This window comes from Salinimicrobium sp. CAU 1759 (genome assembly GCF_054482715.1).
In genome coordinates, this window is the sequence record NZ_JBTLRK010000001.1 from 1,888,561 (window position 1) to 1,909,734 (window position 21,174).

At 41.2% G+C, this 21,174-nt stretch carries 22 protein-coding genes; 11 read left to right on the forward strand and 11 right to left on the reverse strand.

Annotation, left to right across the window (positions count from 1 at the left end; genetic code table 11):
• The first annotated feature begins 58 nt into the window (after positions 1-58).
• Positions 59-271, forward strand: a complete 213-nt coding sequence (locus ACXYMT_RS08550; protein ID WP_324719414.1) for a hypervirulence associated TUDOR domain-containing protein — start codon at positions 59-61, stop codon at positions 269-271.
• 70 nt (positions 272-341) lie between these two features.
• Positions 342-962, forward strand: coding sequence for an L-threonylcarbamoyladenylate synthase (locus ACXYMT_RS08555; RefSeq protein ID WP_459058660.1), 621 nt, complete (start codon positions 342-344; stop codon positions 960-962).
• Here the strand turns inward: ACXYMT_RS08555 and ACXYMT_RS08560 are convergent.
• The 4 genes from ACXYMT_RS08560 to ACXYMT_RS08575 form a co-directional block, all read right to left on the reverse strand.
• On the reverse strand, positions 948-2,060 hold the full coding sequence (locus tag ACXYMT_RS08560) for a M48 family metalloprotease (RefSeq protein WP_459058661.1): 1,113 nt from the start codon (positions 2,058-2,060) through the stop codon (positions 948-950). The genes ACXYMT_RS08555 and ACXYMT_RS08560 overlap by 15 nt on opposite strands.
• Positions 2,061-2,231: 171 nt before the next feature.
• Positions 2,232-3,065, reverse strand: a complete 834-nt coding sequence (locus tag ACXYMT_RS08565; RefSeq protein WP_324719411.1) for an OmpA/MotB family protein — start codon at positions 3,063-3,065, stop codon at positions 2,232-2,234.
• A 94-nt stretch (positions 3,066-3,159) separates the two neighbouring features.
• Positions 3,160-4,152, reverse strand: coding sequence for a glycosyltransferase family 2 protein (locus ACXYMT_RS08570; protein ID WP_459058662.1), 993 nt, complete (start codon positions 4,150-4,152; stop codon positions 3,160-3,162).
• Positions 4,153-4,211: 59 nt separating this feature from the next.
• Positions 4,212-4,655: a type I restriction enzyme HsdR N-terminal domain-containing protein gene (locus ACXYMT_RS08575; RefSeq protein WP_459058663.1), complete on the reverse strand. Its 444-nt coding sequence runs from the start codon at positions 4,653-4,655 to the stop codon at positions 4,212-4,214.
• 63 nt (positions 4,656-4,718) lie between these two features.
• Between ACXYMT_RS08575 and holA the strand changes: the two genes are divergently transcribed.
• The 6 genes from holA to ACXYMT_RS08605 all read left to right on the forward strand — a co-directional run bounded on the left by holA (position 4,719) and on the right by ACXYMT_RS08605 (position 10,691).
• Positions 4,719-5,723: a DNA polymerase III subunit delta gene (gene holA / locus ACXYMT_RS08580; protein ID WP_459058664.1), complete on the forward strand. Its 1,005-nt coding sequence runs from the start codon at positions 4,719-4,721 to the stop codon at positions 5,721-5,723.
• Entirely contained in the window at positions 5,724-6,626 is a 903-nt protein-coding gene (gene menA / locus ACXYMT_RS08585; protein ID WP_459058665.1) for a 1,4-dihydroxy-2-naphthoate octaprenyltransferase, read from the forward strand.
• A gap of 70 nt (positions 6,627-6,696) precedes the next feature.
• Positions 6,697-7,377 carry a metal-dependent hydrolase gene (locus ACXYMT_RS08590; RefSeq protein ID WP_459058666.1) on the forward strand — a complete coding sequence of 227 codons (681 nt, stop codon included), beginning with the start codon at positions 6,697-6,699 and terminating at the stop codon, positions 7,375-7,377.
• Between the two features lie 167 nt (positions 7,378-7,544).
• A complete protein-coding gene (locus ACXYMT_RS08595) occupies positions 7,545-8,579 on the forward strand; it encodes an o-succinylbenzoate synthase (protein ID WP_459058667.1) in 1,035 nt (344 codons plus the stop codon).
• A gap of 8 nt (positions 8,580-8,587) precedes the next feature.
• Positions 8,588-9,535: a CPBP family intramembrane glutamic endopeptidase gene (locus ACXYMT_RS08600; protein WP_459058668.1), complete on the forward strand. Its 948-nt coding sequence runs from the start codon at positions 8,588-8,590 to the stop codon at positions 9,533-9,535.
• Between the two features lie 55 nt (positions 9,536-9,590).
• Positions 9,591-10,691, forward strand: a complete 1,101-nt coding sequence (locus tag ACXYMT_RS08605) for an AMP-binding protein (RefSeq protein ID WP_459058669.1) — start codon at positions 9,591-9,593, stop codon at positions 10,689-10,691.
• A 1-nt stretch (position 10,692) separates the two neighbouring features.
• On the opposite strand, the gene ACXYMT_RS08610 is transcribed toward ACXYMT_RS08605, so the two are convergent.
• The 4 genes from ACXYMT_RS08610 to ACXYMT_RS08625 form a co-directional block, all read right to left on the reverse strand.
• Positions 10,693-11,115 (reverse strand): DoxX family protein, encoded by a 423-nt coding sequence (locus ACXYMT_RS08610; protein ID WP_459058670.1) that lies wholly within the window; start codon positions 11,113-11,115, stop codon positions 10,693-10,695.
• A gap of 98 nt (positions 11,116-11,213) precedes the next feature.
• Entirely contained in the window at positions 11,214-12,851 is a 1,638-nt protein-coding gene (locus ACXYMT_RS08615) for a M1 family metallopeptidase (RefSeq protein ID WP_459058671.1), read from the reverse strand.
• 8 nt (positions 12,852-12,859) lie between these two features.
• Positions 12,860-13,762: a hypothetical protein gene (locus ACXYMT_RS08620; protein WP_459058672.1), complete on the reverse strand. Its 903-nt coding sequence runs from the start codon at positions 13,760-13,762 to the stop codon at positions 12,860-12,862.
• Between the two features lie 3 nt (positions 13,763-13,765).
• Complete coding sequence (locus tag ACXYMT_RS08625) at positions 13,766-15,394, reverse strand: acyl-CoA carboxylase subunit beta (RefSeq protein ID WP_459058673.1); 1,629 nt, start codon at positions 15,392-15,394, stop codon at positions 13,766-13,768.
• A gap of 223 nt (positions 15,395-15,617) precedes the next feature.
• Here ACXYMT_RS08625 and ACXYMT_RS08630 point away from each other — a divergent pair, with 223 nt between their 5' ends.
• Positions 15,618-15,797 carry a CAL67264 family membrane protein gene (locus ACXYMT_RS08630; protein WP_459058674.1) on the forward strand — a complete coding sequence of 60 codons (180 nt, stop codon included), beginning with the start codon at positions 15,618-15,620 and terminating at the stop codon, positions 15,795-15,797.
• An 89-nt stretch (positions 15,798-15,886) separates the two neighbouring features.
• Here ACXYMT_RS08630 and ACXYMT_RS08635 read toward each other — a convergent pair whose 3' ends face one another.
• Positions 15,887-16,549: a hypothetical protein gene (locus ACXYMT_RS08635; RefSeq protein WP_459058675.1), complete on the reverse strand. Its 663-nt coding sequence runs from the start codon at positions 16,547-16,549 to the stop codon at positions 15,887-15,889.
• Between the two features lie 89 nt (positions 16,550-16,638).
• Between ACXYMT_RS08635 and ACXYMT_RS08640 the strand changes: the two genes are divergently transcribed.
• Together ACXYMT_RS08640 and ettA are read left to right on the forward strand one after the other, a co-directional pair.
• The gene (locus ACXYMT_RS08640) at positions 16,639-17,118 is read left to right on the forward strand and encodes a DinB family protein (protein WP_459058676.1); all 480 of its coding nucleotides are present in this window, start codon (positions 16,639-16,641) and stop codon (positions 17,116-17,118) included.
• Between the two features lie 113 nt (positions 17,119-17,231).
• Entirely contained in the window at positions 17,232-18,920 is a 1,689-nt protein-coding gene (gene ettA, locus ACXYMT_RS08645) for an energy-dependent translational throttle protein EttA (RefSeq protein ID WP_324719395.1), read from the forward strand.
• Between the two features lie 42 nt (positions 18,921-18,962).
• Here the strand turns inward: ettA and ACXYMT_RS08650 are convergent, their stop codons facing one another.
• Positions 18,963-20,279: a DUF2254 domain-containing protein gene (locus ACXYMT_RS08650; RefSeq protein ID WP_459058677.1), complete on the reverse strand. Its 1,317-nt coding sequence runs from the start codon at positions 20,277-20,279 to the stop codon at positions 18,963-18,965.
• A 59-nt stretch (positions 20,280-20,338) separates the two neighbouring features.
• Positions 20,339-21,142 (reverse strand): MBL fold metallo-hydrolase, encoded by an 804-nt coding sequence (locus ACXYMT_RS08655; protein WP_459058678.1) that lies wholly within the window; start codon positions 21,140-21,142, stop codon positions 20,339-20,341.
• Between the last annotated feature and the right edge of the window lie 32 nt (positions 21,143-21,174).

A 21,174-nucleotide genomic window follows, 5' to 3' on the forward strand; every position in this document is an offset into this window, starting at 1 on the left:
TTAAGTATTTGTTATTCTTTAGGTTAAGGACGGTCTTCTTTTTAATTTTAAAACAAAAATGATAAGAGAAGGCACAGAAGTAACATGGAAATGGGGAAAGGGAACAGCCACCGGAAAGGTAGAGGATACCTTTGACCATGAAGTCACTCACACGATCAAGGGCACCAAAGTCACCCGCAAGGGCAAACCCGATAACAAAGCTCTTTACATAAAGCAGGAAAACGGGAATGAAGTTCTTAAGCTGGAAAGCGAAGTAGAGAGGAAGGATTAATTTTTAATGAAACTATTATTAAAAGGCCCTGAATTTTCGTAATTTTTGGTGCATTTAAATAATTACAACTATGGCAGAATTAATCAGGATCTATGAAGAGAACCCTAATCCAAAAGAAATAAAGAGAGTTGTTGAGGCCTTAAGAGATGGTGCCCTCATAATTTATCCTACAGACACGGTTTATGGTCTCGGTTGCGATATTACCAATAATGCAGCTCTTGAGCGAATAGCACAGGTTCGCGGAGTCAAATTAGAAAAGGCAAATTTTTCCTTTATCTGTGAAAGTCTAAGTAACCTTTCAGACTATGTTAGGCAAATAGATACTCCAACCTTTAAGATCCTCAAGCGAAATCTACCCGGCCCCTATACATTTGTGCTTCCGGGGAATAATAATTTGCCATCGGTATTCAGAAAGAAAAAAACTGTAGGAATTCGCGTTCCCGATAATAACATCTGTAGAGCACTGGTTGCAGGCCTGGGTAATCCTATTGTTTCCACATCTATTCGTGATGATGATGAGGTTCTTGAATACACCACAGACCCTGAACTCATCCTTGAAAAGTGGGATCATTTGGTAGATATAGTGATTGACGGCGGGTACGGAGATAACATCCCTTCTACGGTTATAGATCTTACTACTCCCGAGCCCGAGGTGATTAGAGAAGGCAAAGGCAGTCTAGAGATACTCTAGTCGCTCAACAAGATCGAAAAATACCTTTTGCTCGAAATGATCGTGTAATTCCTGGGGGGAAAGGATATGACCTTTCTTTTTTGCTGCATGCGCCAGCAGGTACCCTTCAAAGGAAGCCTGTTTTCTCTGAAGGGGAGTACCATGGTGTTGCTCGAACTCAAAGGAGCAGTCTCCTGCCTGGTAAAAGAGTTCAAAGAATTCTTCAGCTCTTTTCCAGTTATAAGTTGCGCCACGTTTATGGGTCATGTAATAACCTGAAAAGAAGTCGGCTTCCAGTTCCAGAGTACGGGTTCTTTCTGCAGCACTTTCAAAGGCAACGGGATACCATAGATCTATATGTTGAAACTGGATCTGGTGTGCCCATTCATGTGAAAGAATTCCAGTCCAAACTATTTCTTCCTCAAGGCCTGTCTCAGCAAAAAGCTGAACGAGACCATCGCCTATTACTATACGGCCGTTATGAGAGGCATATCCATCACTGGAAAGAAAAGGTGACTCCGGCAAAACCGGTGAAATACTGTTATAGTAAAGGATCTCCTCGACAAGTGGCATGAGATGTTCCTTTTCTTCTACATCCTCAATAAGATACCATAGAATATCTAGAAGCTTCTCTTTGTCATTCAGGGTTTCATTGTGCTGCCCATAAACTTTAATGTCCTCACTCAGCTCCCAAAATCTCTCCAGGTCCCTAGTCTGTTTTTTTACAAGTTGTGTATATTCTCCATCTCTACCGAAGTACTGCTCCCCAATAGGCAGAAAAGGAGCATAACGGTTAAGATGTATGTACTGCTGAAAATTTGCCATTGCGACAGGATCTTCCATGAGTGCAGTAAAATGTTTCCACTGGACTTCAGAAAACCTGGTAGCTCCACATTCTGACGGAACAATAGCATTAAGCACTGCATCCTGCAAGTTCTCAGAAAACAATGGGATTTCTGGGAGAACAGATTTAGAAGAAACGTTCTTTTGTGCTACATATGGGTAGGTGAAAGGATCCAGGTTTCTTTTTAATGCGATTTCAGGCTGTTCAGGTTCACAGGCTACTAGAATAAAAAAAGTAAGCACCGGCACCAGCAATTTTTTGCAGAGACGTAACATAGTAGATTCTTTTAAAACTTAGGGTAGGGAATTGTAAAAATAAAGGAATCTAATCCGTGATACTCTAATTAACTGAAAATTAACATGTTAAAGTTGTAGGAGGAGTGCTTTGAATGTAAGAAATAAAAAAAGCCCGGCATTTGCCGGGCTTTTATAAGATATGTGAAGTGCTTATTCAGCAGTCTTCATTCCTTCTTCGATCAGGTTATAGAACTGGTCAAGTTTTGGAAGGATCACGATACGTGTTCTTCTGTTCTTAGCTCTACCTTCAGCAGTTTCATTTGAAGCAACAGGTACATAGTAACTTCTACCTGCAGCAGTCATTCTTTGTGGCTCAACTCCGTGCTCTTCCTGAAGAACGCGAACTACAGAAGTAGCTCTCTTTACAGAAAGATCCCAGTTGTCCTGAAGAACTGCATTTCTAATTGGCTTGTCATCTGTGTGACCTTCAACCATGAATTCAATGTTTGGTCTGTTCTTAACAACAGTAGCAACTTTTCCAAGTACTTCTTTAGCACGTGGAGTTACATTGTACTTTCCACTTTCGAAAAGAAGTTTATCAGAAATAGAAACATATACCACACCTTTCTCTACGTTGATCTGGATGTCTTCATCATTTATATTTCCAAGAGCACCTTTTAGACTGGTAACCAATGCCAGAGTAACAGAGTCTTTTTTGGTAATAGCGTCCTGCATACGCTGAATCTTCATATCTTTTTCCTTGATGCTTTCTAAAGAACGTTCAAGGTTTTCGGCTTCTTTCTTAGACAAAGTAGCAAGATCACCCACGTTGTTCAACAAGGCTGTATTCTGGTTACTAAGCTGATTTATTTGTTGGTTTAATCTTTCCTTTTCGTCAAGACATGAGTTAAGCTTAACTGTCGCAGTGTTTAACTTGTCCTGAGTCTCCTTTTGTTGAGCTTCCAACTCGGCATATTTCTTCTGAGAAACACATGAAGAAAGAAGGAGGGCAGCAGTTGCCGATAAAAGCATGAATTTTTTCATAATTCTTAAATTGTTGTGATTAAATGTTAAACGTGTCAAAAATACAAAATCTGAGGTCATGGGGAAATTTAAAATACACTTTAAACAAAATATTTTACAGCTGTTCAAATGACTTGATTCCCCGCAGATAATATGCCCATACAACGGAGGTATTATGATAATATTTTGTGCTTTTCTGAAGATTTTTTCTTTTTTTCCACATTTTTCTGAAGTGCAGATAAAAATTTCCATGTGCCTTGAGAATAGCGACTGAGTGTGAGGGTTTTAGCTCGAAAAGAAATTTTAATCCGGCAAGGCCGTCAAGGATCAGGCGCGAAAAAATTAAAAGGAAAAGCTGCTTTTTTGGAGCATTTTTGAGGAGAACGAATAAACTGTTCCTGAAGTTTAAAAAAGTTTTACGGGGATGCATGCTGTTCAAGGTTCCACCACCCAGGTGATAGACCTTCGACAGTCCAACTGCTTTTACCCTCCTGTTCATATTAAAAAAACGCCAGCAAAGATCAATCTCTTCCTGGTGAGCAAAGAAATCTTCATCAAAACCGCCGGCTTCCATAAAGTCACTTCTTCTTACCATCATACAGGCTCCCGATGCCCAAAAAACGTCGTGATTATCATTATACTGTCCCAGATCCTCTTCCAGAGTTTCAAAGATCCTACCCCGGCAAAAGGGATAACCTAAAGCATCTATGAACCCGCCGGCAGCTCCTGCATATTCAAAGAATTCTTTTTTTCTATAGTTGAGGATCTTGGGCTGTACTGCAGCGACCTTCTCATCATTTTGCATTTCCTGAAGGAGTGGAGGCAACCAACCCGGTGACACTTCTACATCACTGTTCAACAAAACGAATATATCTTCTTCCAGTTTTGCTAGAGCCTCGTTATAACCTTTTGCAAATCCCCCGTTTACTTGATTCTGAATAATTCTTACCTGCGGAAAATGTTCCTGAAGAAAAGTTACCGAGTCATCTGTAGAAGCATTGTCGGCAACATAAATAGTGGCTTCGGGAGAATGGGCCACCACTGAAGGAAGAAATTGCTTCAGCAAGGCTTTTCCATTCCAATTGAGTATAACGACTGCTACTTTCACTGCTGCAAATTAAAGGAAAATTGAGGTATAGGAAGATAAGGTGTCAAAAAAGACATTTTTCAGGCCCATTCAGGAAGGTCGGGGAGGAAGTGATATTTTTCAGCTTCATAATCCAGCTGACAAAAGTAATGCTGCAGCCCATTGGTCACCATAAGGTATTTGGCCTGTAGCGCAAGATTGTAGCGTGCTATTTGGTCAAAGGTGGCTTGTGTAATGGGCACCGAAGCAGCTTTACATTCCACAACGAGGTGAATGCTGCCATTGGGCCGGTAGGCTAGAACATCATATCTCTTTATAAGATCGTGCACTTTTAACTGTTTTTCGACGTTGAGCAGACTTTTTGGGAAATTCTTTTCTTGAAGAAGAAACTGTACCACATGTTGACGCACCCATTCTTCGGGCGTTAACAAAACGAATTTTTTCCGAAGCTCATCAAAAACAGCTACTTTATTTTCGCTATTTTTGAGCCGGAATGAGTACCGGGGGAAGTTAAGTTCATGCATGCCCAAAAGTAAAATTTTTTCAGAAGAAAGATCTCTTCAACCCCTTCGGAAAACCAGCTGTAAATGGATGACGTAAAAAATATTGTAACTGCCATTAAAAAAGGAGATGTAAAGCCCATCTATTTTTTAACGGGAGAAGAGCCATATTTCATTGATAAGATCTCAGATTATATCGAGGATCACGTACTGCAGGAAGATGAAAAGGGTTTTAATCAAATGGTGCTCTATGGTCGAGACGTAACCATTGATGATATTATTGGTAATGCGAAACGTTTTCCCATGATGGCCGAGAGACAGGTGATCATTGTAAAGGAAGCCCAGGATCTTTCCCGCAGCATTGAGCAGTTGACAGCCTATGCCGAAAATCCACAGCCTTCTACTGTCCTTGTTTTTAATTACAAGTATAAGAAACTGGATAAGCGAAAGAAGCTTTACAAGGCTGTCGCTAAGACGGGAGTTCTTTACGAGAATAAACGCCTATATGAAAATCAGGTGGTTGACTGGATCCAAAAAGAAATGCATTCAAGAGGCTATCAAATTTCACCTAAAGCCGCACAAATGCTGCTGGAATTTTTAGGTAACCAACTTGATAAAATTGATAATGAGCTAAAGAAACTTCAGCTTATAGCGCCTAAGGGAACCATTATCACCCCCGAACTAATTGAAGAGAACATTGGAATAAGCAAAGATTTCAACATTTTTGAGCTCCGTAAAGCTATAGGCATAAAGGATACGCTAAAGGCACACCGAATTATCAATTACTTTTCGCAAAATGAAAAGGACCATCCCATGGTAGTGACCGTAGGACTGCTTTTTAGCTTCTTTTCTCAACTGCAACAGTATCATGCGCTTACAGATAGATCTGAAATGAATGTGGCAAGAACCCTGAAGGTGAACAAGTTCTTTGTTAAAGATTATGTGGCTGCCGCCCGCAATTACAATATGAAAAAAGTGAGCAGTATTATCTCATTTTTGAGAGATACAGATGTGAAAGGCAAAGGAGTAGGGGCTGCAAACGTACCACAGGGAGACCTATTGAAAGAGCTCCTGGTGAAAATAATGAATTAAATGGCAAATATTGATAATTGGGTAAGTGCAGCAAGATTAAGAACACTTCCGCTTTCAATTTCGGGGATCTTGGTTGGTAGTTCCATAGCTGTGGCTCAGGATGTGTTTAATTCTGTGATCTTTGCTCTTGCTCTCGCGACAACCTTAGGTTTGCAGATCCTGTCAAATTTTGCAAACGACTATGGAGACTTTGTCAAAGGAACCGACAATGAAGAGCGCGTGGGGCCCGAACGCACCTTGCAAAGCGGATTAATAAGTCCCAAAGAAATGTTCTACGGCATGGTGATCACCGGAATTCTAACTTTCATCTTTGCGGTTACTCTAATTTATATCGCCTTTGGTACCCGAAGCCTTCTTTATGGAATTATCTTCCTGCTTCTGGGGATTGCGGCCATTGCTGCAGCAGTGAAGTACACTGTGGGGGATTCTGCTTACGGTTATCGCGGTCTGGGAGATGTCTTCGTTTTTGTCTTTTTTGGAATGGTAGGCGTTTATGGTTGCTACTTTCTTTATTCCCTGGAATGGGATTGGAGGGTCTTACTTCCTGCCGCTACAATAGGGTTTTTAAGCGCAGGAGTTCTCAACCTGAACAATATGCGTGATTGTGCAGCCGATGCTAAGGCAGGCAAGAATACACTTGTAGTTAAGATGGGGATCAAAAATGCCAAACAATACCATTATTTTCTACTGCTCGCTGCCTTTACCTGCATTATAATGTTTTCGGCTTTTTCTTTTACCGGGATTGATGATATCTTTTATCTGGTTGCATTTTTTCCGCTTTTAATGCATTTGAAAAGGGTGATGGAGAATAAGAATCCGGTTTTACTGGATCCCGAACTAAAGAAACTTGCCCTGGGAACCTTTCTTTTGGCGCTTCTCTTTTCATTAGGGCAGATATTATAGGTCCCAAAAATGCCTTTTTTGAAAGGTAATTTTCGGCAGATTTCGTAATTTGTTTTGAAAACACCACATCATGAAAATTACTCATTACGCACACAGTACTTTTTCAATTGAAGTCAAAGGAATTACCCTATTAATAGACCCTTTCATTACAGGAAATGAAAAGGTGAAAGATAAAGTGAATATTGATGATCTAAAGGCAGATTATATATTGCTCACTCACGCTCATCAAGACCATACATTAGATGCCGAGGCAATAGCCAAAAGAACTGGAGCTGTGATCATAAGTAATTATGAAATCACTTCGCATTATGAGAAAAAAGGTTTAGAAGTACATCCTCTAAACCACGGTGGTAAATGGAGTTTTGATTTTGGGACAGTAAAATATGTCAATGCCATTCATACTAGTTCCTTTCCTGATGGTAGCTACGGCGGGCAACCTGGCGGATTTGTGATCGAGGGTGAACACAAGAATATCTATATCGCAGGAGATACTGCGCTCACGATGGATATGAAACTCATTCCCATGCACACAAGGCTTGACCTGGCCATTCTGCCTATAGGGGACAATTTCACTATGGGTGTAGATGATGCTATACTGGCAAGTGACTTTGTAGAATGCGATAAGGTCCTGGGATGTCACTATGACACTTTTGGCTATATCGAAATAGATCATGAAGAGGCAAAACGCAAGTTCTATGAGAAAGGAAAGGATCTTATGTTGCTGGAAACGGGAGAATTTATTGAGCTGTAGTTAGTAGTTAGTAGTTAGTAATCCATTGTGGACCGTATGAGGGTAATAGTTAATAATTGTTGTACTGATTGTTCCCGTGGTCCCTTATTTATATATTAAAAATTAACCTATTAACCATTAACCAATAACAAATCCCCATTTACCCCTAATTGTTACGATTCTCCTACATGAAAGCGAGTTACAGCAAATATATCCTCAACTTTAAACGCCCCAGCGGAACATCCCGGGGCGTTCTTACGCAAAAAGAAACCTGGTTCTTAATTCTGAAAAAGGATGGGAAAACAGGAATTGGAGAATGCGGAATCTTAAGAAGCCTTAGCTTCGATGACCGGCCAGATTATGAAGAAAAACTGAAGTGGGTATGCGAGAACATTGCCCTGGGGGAAGAACAGCTCTGGGAGGAGTTAAGGGAATTCCCAAGCATCCAGTTTGGGGTAGAAATGGCCTTCAGGTCTCTTGCTGCAAATGATCCCTTCCTGCTATTTCCTTCTGAATTTACTCGCGGCCAGGCAGCTATTCCCATTAACGGACTGGTTTGGATGGGGGAGGAGCAGTTCATGAAAGAGCAGATCGTTCAAAAGATTAAGGAAGGCTTTAATTGTATTAAACTGAAGATCGGAGCCATTGATTTTGAAACTGAAATTGAACTGCTGAAATATATTCGGCGGGAATTTACTTCAGAAGAAATAGAGATAAGGGTCGATGCAAATGGTGCTTTTTTACCTGCTGAAGCACTTGATAAACTGAAGCGGCTAAGCGAACTGGAATTGCACAGTATAGAACAGCCAATAAAGCAAGGTCAACCCGAAGAAATGGCAAAACTTGGTAAGACTTCACCTTTGCCCATTGCACTGGATGAAGAACTAATAGGGGTGACCGATGTAACGGAAAAGAAAAAACTACTACAAATAATAGAACCGCAATACCTTATCTTCAAACCCAGTTTAATTGGTGGAATGAAGGGAACGCAAGAATGGATAGACCTGTTGGAGAAGAGAAAGGCCCATTGGTGGATCACAAGTGCATTGGAAAGTAATGTGGGCTTGAATGCTATTGCTCAGTTCACTTATAATTTAAAAAATCCTATGCCACAGGGATTGGGAACAGGAGGGCTGTACACCAACAATTTTGAATCTCCGCTGGAAGTTGATAAAGGAGAGTTGTGGTATCTTCCCTCTCAAAAATGGAATTTTAACCTATAAATTATATCATGTTTATTAAGCAAGCCTACAATGCAAAAACCGAATGGTGGAGATATATGATTGGCCTCGTAATTATCTTCCTGGCCTGGCAGTTATTTGGTGCTTTGCCTTTTATGGCAGCTCTTTTTTTTGAAGCAGGACCCGAAGTGCTCACTCTTACTCAGGCTGAAATGATGCAGGTGCTGGACTCCAATCTCTCTTTCTTTTTGCTCTTATTGTCTTTTGCGGTAGGACTTGCTGCACTTCTCTTCGTAATAGAATTCTTACATAATCAGAAGATAAAAGAAGCGACTACCACACGAAGGAAGGTGGATTGGGGGCGTTTCTTCTTTGGCTTCAGCATTATCGCTGTATTTACTGTTGTTACCACCATCATTGATTACAATTTAAGACCTGAAGATTTTCTTTGGAACTTTCAGATGGTGCCTTTCCTCATTCTGGCTGCCATAGCTTTGATCATGGTGCCGTTACAAACGAGTTTTGAAGAATATTTGTTTCGGGGTTACCTCATGCAGGGGCTTGGTGTTCTTGCGGGTAATAAATGGGTGCCCCTTATAGTGACTTCAGTGATCTTTGGGAGTCTGCATCTCTGGAATCCTGAAGTTGAAAAACTTGGCTATATAATCATGGTTTACTACATAGGTACGGGACTACTCCTTGGGATCATGACCCTAATGGATGAGGGGCTTGAACTTGCCCTTGGGTTTCATGCCGGAAATAATTTGGTAGGCGCTTTACTTATCACAGCGGACTGGACTGCCTTTGAAACCAATTCTGTTCTTAAAGATGTTTCAGAACCTTCGGCTGGACTGGATATTCTTCTTCCCATTTTCATTGTATATCCAATCTTTCTCTTTCTAATGGCCAGGACTTACCGGTGGAATAACTGGAGAGAAAAGCTCTTTGGAAAAGTTAGTCCGCCGCCTCAAACCCTAAAGTATTCTGAAGAAATTTAATATTCCTGCACAATTTGTTAACTTTAGTTTTTAAGCGTTAAACTTTACTAAAGTTATGCAAGATAATTTCCGCTTACCTGAAACGCATCCCGAATTCAGGCTTAATGGTTTATTTTATAACAATGAAGATTTGGCTGCGGTAGCTTACAGTCTTATCAAGGAAGGAGAGCCTTATGAAGGGCAGGCAGGAAATTTTCTGCTTGATTGGCTTAATGACAAAGATTATGTAGAGGTGAAGACATCAGGTTCTACCGGTCCACCAAAAAGGATATTTATAAAAAAGCAGCAAATGATCAACAGTGCCAGGGCTACCGGTAAGTATTTCGACCTGGGCCCGGGCATCACTGCACTGCATTGTCTTCCGGTAAATTTTATTGCTGGTAAAATGATGCTGGTGCGCGCAATGCTTCTTGGCTGGAAGCTGGATCTTGAGCTTCCAAAGGCAAATCCTCTTGACCGCATTTTCAAGATCTATGACTTTTGTGCAATGACCCCTTTTCAACTGGATAATTCTTTAAGCCGATTACATCTCATTAAGAAACTTATCGTAGGTGGGGGAGCGGTATCTGCCAATCTTCGGAACCTGGTACAGGGTATAGGAACAGAAGTCTATGAAACTTATGGTATGACCGAAACCGTTTCTCATATAGCCGCACGCCGTATCAACCCAAAAAAGAAAGGCCAGGAAGAGCCGGTGCCTTTTACTACACTGCCCAATGTAAAGATCGATGTTGACAATAGAAATTGTTTAGTAATTGATGCACCCCAACTTTCCAATGAAACTTTGGTCACCAATGATGTTGTGGACCTGGTTTCAGACAAGAGTTTTATTTGGAAGGGAAGGATTGACAATATAATTAATTCGGGAGGGGTGAAGCTACATCCGGAAGAAATTGAAGCTAAACTGGCTCCAATCATTGCTCACAGGTTCTTTGTTACTTCTTTACCCGATCCTGCATTGGGCGAAAAGTTGGTGTTGATGGTCGAAAGTGAATTTTGTGAAGTCGCCCTTCACAATCTTGAAAGGGAAATTAAAGCCTGCCGAAAACTTGGAAAATTTGAAGTACCCAAAAAGATCTACTTCGTTGAGAAGTTTGAAGAAACTCCTAACGGTAAGATCCATCGCGCTAACACCTTGAAGAGTAGAATGAATTAGGTTACATCTTCATCTTGAGATAGTAATCCACTGAATGCTTTCCGGAACCGTAAAAGATAAAGAAAATACTCACGGCCAGGATCACCAGTGCCAGTAATAGATTTCCCCAGTCCATCACTCCGGCGAAGTTGATCAGGATCGCACCCAGTAAGATGGGGATTTGTGCTATTAATGCCCAACGGGTGAGCAAACCAAAAGCAATTAGCAATCCCCCCACTAAATGCACTGGTGCGATGTAGTGTACTGCCAGCATTACCCCCCCATAACCTTTGAGAGGTCCAATGAGCTCGGTAAGCATGTGGGTTTGGGAAATGAACTGTATTCCTTTTAAGAAAAAGAAAACTCCTAAAGCAATTCTCAGCAGGTCAAGCGGATAATATGAATGCGCGTTGGCCCATTTGTTCAATGATTTGATCGTCATCATAACTCCAAATGTTTGAAGCTATAATTTACTGAAAATTAATTAATTGCGCCAGAAATATTACTTGAAATGTTGAAGTTCGGATTTCCCGGGTCACTGCTTTATACCTCTTTCAGGATTTTGCGCTTAATGTAAAATTCCTTTTCCTTCAATTCAACTGCCTCGACCGATTCGACTTTCTGTTCCAGTTTTTGCCATTTTTGAGTAGGATAGATTCGAACCTCTTTTTCGTTTATCACTACATCAACCGGCATATCGAACCCGGCAACATCAGCTTGCCATCTATACTGAATATCTTTTCCTTCTTTTTTAAACTGTAATTCCGGTAAAGCAGCATGACGCAAATATTGATCGAACACCGGTTGCAGGTCGTAATCTATGGCAGCATTAAAGTGATCTTCTGTAGTTTGGGTGGTAATGGTCTTATGTCGATTGATTTCAGTGTAGCTCTTTAGAGTTTTCCACCAAAGTTCATCATTGTTATAGATGCTCCTCACTGTGTTGAGCAGATTAGCTCCTTTATAATACATATCGCCCGACCCTTCACTGTTCACGCCATATGTACCTATGATCTTCGTATTGTTACTTATATTCCTGCGTATTCCTTCTAGATATTCCAGGGCTTCCTCTTTTCCCAAGCGGCACTCTATGTAGACAGCTTCAGAATAAGAAGTGAATGCTTCATGGATCCAAAGATCGGCAATATCTTTAGCCGTTATGCTGTTTCCAAACCACTCATGGCCGGTTTCATGAATGATAATAAAATCCCACTTTAGACCAACTCCTGTCCCGCTAAGATCCCGTCCTAAATATCCTTTTTGGTACTTGTTTCCATAGGCAATAGCGCTTTGATGTTCCATACCCAGGTAAGGAGTTTCAATGAGTTTGAACCCATCGTTTTCAAAAGGATAAGCTCCAAATTTTTCATAGAAACAGTTCATCATGAACTTCACCTCCTCAAATTGCTCTTTAGCCTTTTCAAGATTGTAGGGCAAGACATAGTAGTCCAGATCCAGATGTCGAAACTGGTCTTCAAAATGAACATAGTTCCCTATATTTACTACGATATTGTAGTTATTGATAGGATTACTCACTTTCCAGTTCCAGCGGGTATAGCCGTCTTCCAGGATCTCTTTTCCTAAAAAGCGTCCATTGGACACATTCATAAGATCATGTGGTACAGCAATACCTATAAGAGCTTCTTCGGGTTCATCGCTTTGGTGATCCTTGTTGGGATACCAAAGGCTGGCCCCAGTGCCTTGTACGGCAACTGCGATCCAGGGATTTCCCTGCTGGTCCTTATCAAAGATAAAACCACCATCCCAGGGTGCATTTTTGGCAACTATAGGATTTCCTGAATAAAAGAACCTGATGGAATCTTTTTCGTTTTGCCTTACCATTGGTTCCATATCAATGAAAACAGCATTGTGTAGACGCTTAAAATCCATTCTTTTTCCGCGGAAAAGAATGGAATCTACCTTCATATTCTGAAAAAGATCCACCTGCATCACCGGCAAGTCTTCTTCGGCTCTAAAAGTTATGCCGTTGAAGCCTGAAATATATCTCTCTTCCGGCTCAACCTTTACCTGCAAATTGTATTTGAGTACATCATAAGCTCTTTCAGCCCGGAGAGAACCACGCAAAGTATCGGCTTCAGTAAATTCACGTTTACTGGTAACTACCTGGGCAGATAAAGTGCTACAGGAAAATATTATTAGAAGAAGAATGTGGATTTTCATACCTGCTTTTATTCAATGGGATGAGAAACATACATCATAATGTAAGGATATTCGGCAAATCTCTTGCGGCGGTGTTTATGTTGAGATTCAAAGGCTTTCAAACTTATTCCGTAGCAATTTTGATAAGAGTAGTGATATTTAAGTATTTCAAGATCTTCTTTAGATAACTCTTTTTCACCCCTGCAGGTAGATAATAAGCTTCCGCAAGACAACCTTTCGGAATATCTAAAATAACCAAGAGTTTCAAAAAATCGCATTTTAAGATCCTTCAGGGCTTCTTCTTCATCTTCATAAGCATATTCATTAATTTTGAGAGACCCTCTCGTCAAATCCTTATTTTTGGTCCAGTTGAGGTAATAACCCGACTTCGCATCGGATATCCTGGGATCAAGATCGAAATCTTCTTCACTGTTCCTGTAGAATATAAGGTAATTCGCATCTTCTCTTTTCCTGACTTCGGTAAAATGTAGTGAATCAACTTGGGAGTCAAGATCCTCAGCGAACTTTAGTAATTCTCTTTGATGCTTTTTTGGAACAGAAGGGTCAAAATATAAATGGATTCCATTCTTCCAGATCTTTAGGCTTTGTTTATTTCTATCCCTTCTGGTCTTTGATCCAAAAACAGCCTCTTTATATTTTTCAATAAAAAGGGAATCTTGTGGTTTTATCTGTACTCGTATACCTTCGGGAAAATAAAATTCAAGAGCAGGAGAAACCAGCACCAGTGTATCCCGGTCACGAAAATGAAAGTCGAGAGAATCCTGTTTTGTTAAGACCAGCCCCTTTTTCCTAATATGTTTAATTGGGATATACCTTTTCGTTTTTCTGTTCTCCATCTCTTCAGGTACGCCCTGGCTATAGCCGGCGGCGTTGAAAAGAATGAAAACAATGGAGATAAATAGAAATTTCATGGATCAAGTTTGAATTACCCCCAGGTTAAAATCCTTGTCAATGGGAGCGTGGTCTGCAGCTTCGATCCCGGTGGAGATCCACTTTCTTGTCTCTAACGGATCGATCACAGCATCTGTCCACAAATGTGCTGCGGCGTAATAGGCTGAAGTTTGCCTGTCGTACCTGGCTTTAATTTCCTCAAATACCTTCTTCTCTTTTTCGGCATCCACCTTTTCACCTTTTTTCTCCATTGCTGCAGTCTCGATTTGAGCGAGAACTTTTGCAGCCTGGGTTCCACCCATAACTGCCAGCTCGGCACTTGGCCACGCAAAAATGAGTCGGGGGTCGTAAGCTTTTCCGCACATAGCGTAATTTCCGGCGCCATAAGAATTCCCGATGATCACAGTAAACTTCGGAACAACGGAATTACTCACCGCATTAACCATCTTTGCACCGTCCTTTATGATGCCGCCATGTTCACTTTTACTTCCCACCATAAATCCGGTAACATCCTGAAGGAACACCAACGGAATTTTCTTTTGATTACAATTAGCAATAAACCGGGTGGCTTTATCGGCAGAATCTGAATAGATCACTCCGCCAAACTGCATCTCTTTTTTGGCATTTTTAACGATCTTACGCTGGTTGGCAACAATTCCCACAGCCCAGCCGTCAATCCTGGCATAAGCTGTAATAATAGTTTGGCCGTATCCTTCCTTGTACTCCTGGAATTCCGAATCATCAACAAGTCTGGCTATTATTTCCCGCATGTCATACTGCTCGTGCCGCAGTTTTGGAAGAATCCCGTAGATCTCCTTTGGATCTTTGGCAGGTTTCTTTGGTTGTTTCCTGTTATAACCTGCTTTTTCATAGCTGCCAATCTTATCCATCAAACCTTTGATGGTGTCAAGTGCACCCTTGTCGTCTTTGGCTTTATAGTCGGTAACCCCGCTTATCTCACTGTGAGTAGTAGCACCGCCAAGAGTTTCATTATCTATAGATTCTCCAATAGCAGCTTTTACGAGATAACTTCCAGCAAGGAAGATACTTCCGGTCTTTTCTACTATAAGAGCTTCATCGCTCATGATGGGGAGGTAAGCACCACCGGCTACGCAGCTTCCCATCACTGCTGAAATTTGGGTTATACCCATGCTGCTCATCACGGCATTATTTCTAAAGATCCTGCCGAAGTGTTCTTTATCGGGGAAGATCTCATCCTGCATCGGGAGATAAACGCCCGCCGAATCTACCAGGTAAATAATGGGAAGTTTGTTTTCAATTGCTATTTCCTGCGCCCGAAGGTTCTTTTTTGCCGTTATAGGAAACCATGCACCTGCTTTAACCGTAGCATCATTAGCTACTACAATACACTGCTGCCCGGAGATCTTCCCGATCTTTACCACAACTCCGCCCCCCGGGCATCCGCCGTGCTCCTTGTACATTCCTTCTCCTGCAAAAGCTCCAATTTCAATAGAATCCGCATCATCATCGAGCAAATAATCCACCCTTTCCCGGGCGGTCATCTTTCCTTTAGCGTGATGTTTGGCGATCTTCTTTTCTCCGCCACCCAGCTTGACTTGCTTTAGACGTTGTTTAAGATCTGAAACTAATAGTTTATTGTGGTCTTCGTTCTTGTTAAATTCAATATCCATTGATAAAGTAAAATAGTCGGTTTATGGTTTTTTGTCTACAATATGAACTTCTCAAAAATTGCAGATTTTTCAATGGTTGCTAAAATACAAAAAGCCGTGAACTAAAAATCCTTACAAAAACATATTAAAATGCGATATTTGTCATAGAAGCGGTTGCTACACATCATTACTTTTGCCGACAATTAGCAATATCTGGATAACAACTAAATTATTTGCTGGTATTATGGAAATGAACAAAAATTCAATTTTTGCATGGGCGTCTTTTTGCACCTTATTAATAGGTATAGCCCTGGTTCTTTTAGGGGTGCTAAAATATCAGGACTATGCAATAGGCTTCTCTACAGTGGGAATAGGTTTTTTCGTGATGTCCTGGGCTTTCAATGCGTTGAAAGGCAGAGTTTGATAAAACAGGTTTCCTTCAAGAAAGCACCATGTTTAAATTAGAGAGGGAGTAAAAGTGATTTTACCCCCTCTCCAGGTTATCCAAATAATCTAAAATGCAAAGCCAATTCCAATATTGGCCATAAATCCTTTAAAGAAAATATCTGGCACGGCTAACTCTTCAACAAGATCATAGGTCTCTCTTTCGGAAGTGCCATCTTCATAATTAGCTGTGTAATCCACTGTTTCGGGCAGTGAAGCAAAGGCATAGCCAATTTCCGGCCTAAGGTAGAACAGGCCACCAATTTTCGCTCCTAATTTGATGCTGATCGAATTATGGGTGTAGTCAATTTCCCCAGTACCATCCTTACCTTCCTTTTCAACCGAGGTTTGCCCCTCGAATTTAAACTTGCCGTAGTTAAGCCCTCCATACAAGCCCTTTCCAGCCTTAAAAAAATAATAATTGAATCCACCCTCCAGATAAGAGAGTTGAATATCTGTATTATCATCATTGTCTTCACTAGAAAGGAACCAGTCCGATTTCAAAGTAGAATAATCCACACTTACAGAGAGCCTGTCGTTCAACAATGGAGTGACATATTCAAAATTTCCTCCAATAATGTTTGGGAATCCTAATTTGAGTCCCAGCCGTACCGGTCTCACCTTGTAGTCTCTGTCATTTATATTCTCTTCTGCTTCCTGGGCAAAGCTGCTCTGCATAGAAATAATGGCTAGCAAAATACTACCAATAATAGTCATTCTTAATTTGGTCATTTATGTCCTGTTAATTGCTGAAGTAATTTATCTGTTTCTTTGAGAGAGAACAATACCCATTATTGGGTATTTTTGATAGAAAAGCAACTATGACCTCAGATTCCAATTTAAAGAAAACCCTGTCAAAACACCTTTTTGGAGGGGAAGCTTTTATGACCGTTGATGAAATGCTGAAGCAAATAACTTTTGATCAACTCTCGGTTAGGCCTATTGATCTTCCATATTCCTTTTATGAGATTTTTTATCACATGTGGTACACCCAGCAGGATATTTTAAAGTATTGTATAGAAGTAGACTATAAATCCCCAGACTGGCCGGGGGCTTATTGGCCACAGCAACAAGGTCCTGTCGATGAGGCAGAATGGAACGGGCTCAAAAATGCCTTTTTTGAAGATCGTCAAAAACTTGGTCACCTTTTAACTGGTGAAGCATTTGATCTTACTCATACTGTTCCTTCCAATGAGAAACATACGATCTTCAGGGAAATTCTGCTGGTCATTGAGCATACTTCCTACCACAGCGGACAGCTTTTGATCATCCTAAGGCACCTCGGACTTTATTCCTCCTGAAATTATTCGGAAGCAACGATAAAATCAAATCTAAAATTGTGATATTTGTCTGTTAAAGAGAATAAGAAGAAGATCTTACAGTCTTCAGAAAACAAATTGAAAAACAACATTTTATGGCAGATGATAAGAAAGTGATTTTCTCCATGTCCGGCGTCACAAAGACGTATCAGGGAGCAAACACACCGGTACTTAAAAATATTTACCTGAGTTTCTTCTACGGGGCAAAGATCGGGATCCTTGGATTAAATGGTTCGGGAAAGTCCACTTTGCTGCGTATTATTGCCGGGGAAGAAAAAAATTATCAGGGAGATGTAGTTTTCGCTCCGGGATATTCTGTTGGGTACCTTGAACAGGAGCCAAAGCTGGATGATGATAAAACAGTGCTGGAAGTGGTGAAGGAAGGTGCAGCCGAAACAGTGGCTATTCTTGAAGAATACAACAAGATCAATGACATGTTCGGTCTTCCCGAAGTCTATGAAGATCCCGATAAGATGCAGAAGCTTATGGATAAGCAAGCTGCACTACAGGATAAGATCGATGCCAGCAATGCCTGGGAACTGGATACCAAGCTGGAGATCGCCATGGATGCGCTTAGAACTCCCGAGCCCGACAAAAAGATCGGGGTACTTTCAGGAGGTGAAAGAAGAAGAGTGGCGCTTTGCCGACTCCTCCTTCAGGAGCCTGATGTGTTACTTCTTGATGAGCCTACCAACCACCTGGATGCAGAGTCTGTTCTATGGTTGGAACAACACCTGCAGCAATACAAAGGAACTGTGATCGCCGTAACGCACGACCGTTACTTCCTGGACAATGTTGCCGGGTGGATTCTCGAACTTGACAGGGGAGAAGGAATCCCGTGGAAAGGGAATTATTCTTCATGGCTCGATCAAAAAGCCAAGCGATTGGCATTGGAGCAAAAGCAAGCCAGTAAGCGTCAAAAGACTTTAGAACGCGAGCTTGAATGGTCAAGAATGGCTCCAAAAGGTAGACAGGCCAAGCAAAAGGCACGTCTAAATAACTACGACAAACTCCTTAGCCAGGACCAGAAGCAAATGGACGAACAGCTGGAGATCTATATTCCTAACGGTCCGCGTTTAGGAACCAATGTTATCGAAGCACAGGGAGTAAGCAAAGCTTTTGGTGACAAATTGTTATATGACGACCTGAACTTCAAACTTCCACAAGCCGGAATTGTTGGTATTATTGGACCTAACGGTGCGGGTAAAACCACCATCTTCAAGATGATCATGGGAGAAGAGCAGCCCGATAAAGGAACTTTTGAAGTAGGTGATACCGCGAAGATCGCTTACGTCGACCAGAGCCATACGAATATTGATCCTGAAAAGACCATCTGGCAAAACTTCAGCGATGAGCAGGAATTGATCATGATGGGCGGAAGGCAGGTAAATTCCAGAGCTTATCTAAGTCGATTCAACTTCAGCGGAAGTGAGCAGAATAAAAAAGTCAGCAAGCTTTCGGGAGGGGAGAGAAACCGACTGCACCTCGCGATGACCTTAAAAGAAGAAGGAAACGTGCTGCTGCTGGATGAGCCCACCAACGACCTGGATGTAAATACGCTGCGTGCTCTCGAAGAAGGTTTGGAGAATTTTGCGGGCTGTGCGGTCATTATTTCCCACGACCGTTGGTTCATGGACAGGGTTTGTACGCACATTCTTGCCTTTGAAGGAAATTCTGAAGTTTATTTCTTTGAAGGAAGCTTCTCTGAATATGAAGAGAACAGGAAAAAACGTCTTGGAGATGTGGCTCCTAAGAGGATCAAATACAAGAAACTGGTTAGATAGAATTTTAGAATTAAATGAATAAAAAACTGCCCGGAAGACATTCTAGGGCAGTTTTTTATTATCTACAGATGGAATTTCTACTTCCAGATCTTTTGCCATTCTCATTATTACATCCTGATCACTTTTGTTGTCCAGCGAATTATGAGCGTCCCATAGCACTCTTTCTGCTTCTGTTTTGAGAGTTTTATAATAAGACATCTCTTTAGCTTCCTGCTTCTGTAAATAGATAAACATTTGTCCAATTTTTTGGACCACGACAATATCATTTTTGCTGTATGTGCGAATGGAGGCTAGCAGGTTGTATAGTAACTCATGAAATTTCACTACCCGTTCCTGCCCATATGCCTTTCCATTTTCACAAATAAAAGAATGGTCACTTAAGCGCATTCTAATTCTTAGAAGTTCTGTTAGATAATCAATGGCATTCATGGCGGTTCCGGGATCATTGATTCCGGGGGACATAGCTTTAGCCAACACTTCAGCGATTTGTTTAAAGGCCAGGACATAATTTGTGCTTACCATTTCTTCCCGGGAAAAGTAGAAATAGGAGAAGACTTTTTCTATTTCCTGTTCTGTCAGGGCTTTTTTACTTCGGAATAACGGGATTCCCTGAAGTGCAAACATGCCTCTTACAGGCAGGATATCTATCAATGTTTCCTTTTCTTTACAAAATTCAAGAAGCTTGGCCCTGCTAATTTCTCTTAAATAACCACTGTCCTTATTCTGGTACTCATACCAGTCTGTAGTATCAGGAAATGAATCGGGAGCATCTTTATCCCATTCAAGTACATGGTGGAGCCTTTTCTTTGCCGAAATATAAATGTCATCCAGGATAAAGGTGATCTGTATACTTTGTGAGATAGTGTGTATAAAATAGATGAAGGCATAAATGCAAATGACTGTTGCGAGTACACCTAATAGAACTGCAAATCCCGGGACTTCGTACTCATCACCGGTGGGCTGAATATAAAAAAGAATAAAGATGCAATAGAGAATGCTTGAGAGATAGATCCCCAGGATGACCTGGTGTTTGTGGTCGGAGATCAATCCCGGCAACAGTCTTGGTGAATAATTGGTGGAAGCCTGGTTGAGCAGGACCATTACCATAGAAAAACTAAAGACCATCATGGAAATAAGTCCTGTAATACAGGCGCTAAGGATAACATGAGCAGTATCCCCATTGCTTACCACCAGCACCGGAATATTATCGGACAGGTAGTCTGAAATTCCCCTGTTTTCCAGGTACATCATCAGGAACGCGAACAGCAGTCCTGAAAGTGCAAAAAGAGATGGATAAAAGGCAATTTTGCTTTTTATCTTTCGGTAAAAGGAGTAAAAACCGGAGAATAGGGATTTCATTGTGTTGAGATAAATAAAACCCCGCAAAGAGCGGGGTCAAAAATGTCATTTTTGGGTAGCTATTGACCAGAGTCTTCAGGATACCAGTTCGCCATTACCACTTCGACTTGCTTATTTCCTTCGTTGACTAATTGTTTGAATCGTTCCACATCGGCTTTACCGTCCTTTCCTCTAAAGTGGTAAGGGTAAACCTTATCGGGAGCAAATTCAATAACGGCATCTGCAGCGGCATCAACCGGCATTGTGTAAGGTAAATTCATAGGTACCAGTGCTATATCAATATTTTCAAGGTTTCGCATTTCAGGAATGTCTTCGGTATCTCCGGCGATGTATAGACGTTGATCGTTATTTTCGAGAACATATCCGTTACCCCGACCTTTGGGGTGAAATTGTTTGGCTTCTTCCCTAAGGTTGTACATAGGAATAGCTTCAATAGAGATCCCGCTTTGGTCGCGCATCTCACCGTTTTTCATGACAGTGATCTTTGTTGCCAAAGAATCGGGCAACTCGTCTTTGACAGCTTGTGGTGCAATAACAGGAATGTTCTGTAAATTAAGGGCACCTAAGGTTTCGGCACTCATGTGATCTCCGTGTATATCCGTAATAAGCACCATATCTGGCCTCTCCATTGCCGAAAAGGCTTCAGCCCCGCCAACAGGATCAACATAAATAACGGTTTCTCCCCAGTTGATCACTGCTGTGGCGTGAGAGATAGGATTAATATCAATTTCTGCAGATTCTTCAGTTGCTGCAGTTTCCTCCTCCATCACATCCTCGCCTGTCACTTCAGGGATCTCCCTGTTCTCATTTTTACATGAAAAGCTAATCACAGAGACTAGAAAAATCAGTAGTATTCGTTTCATAATTATTCAGTTTGAACTAAAACTAAATAAAA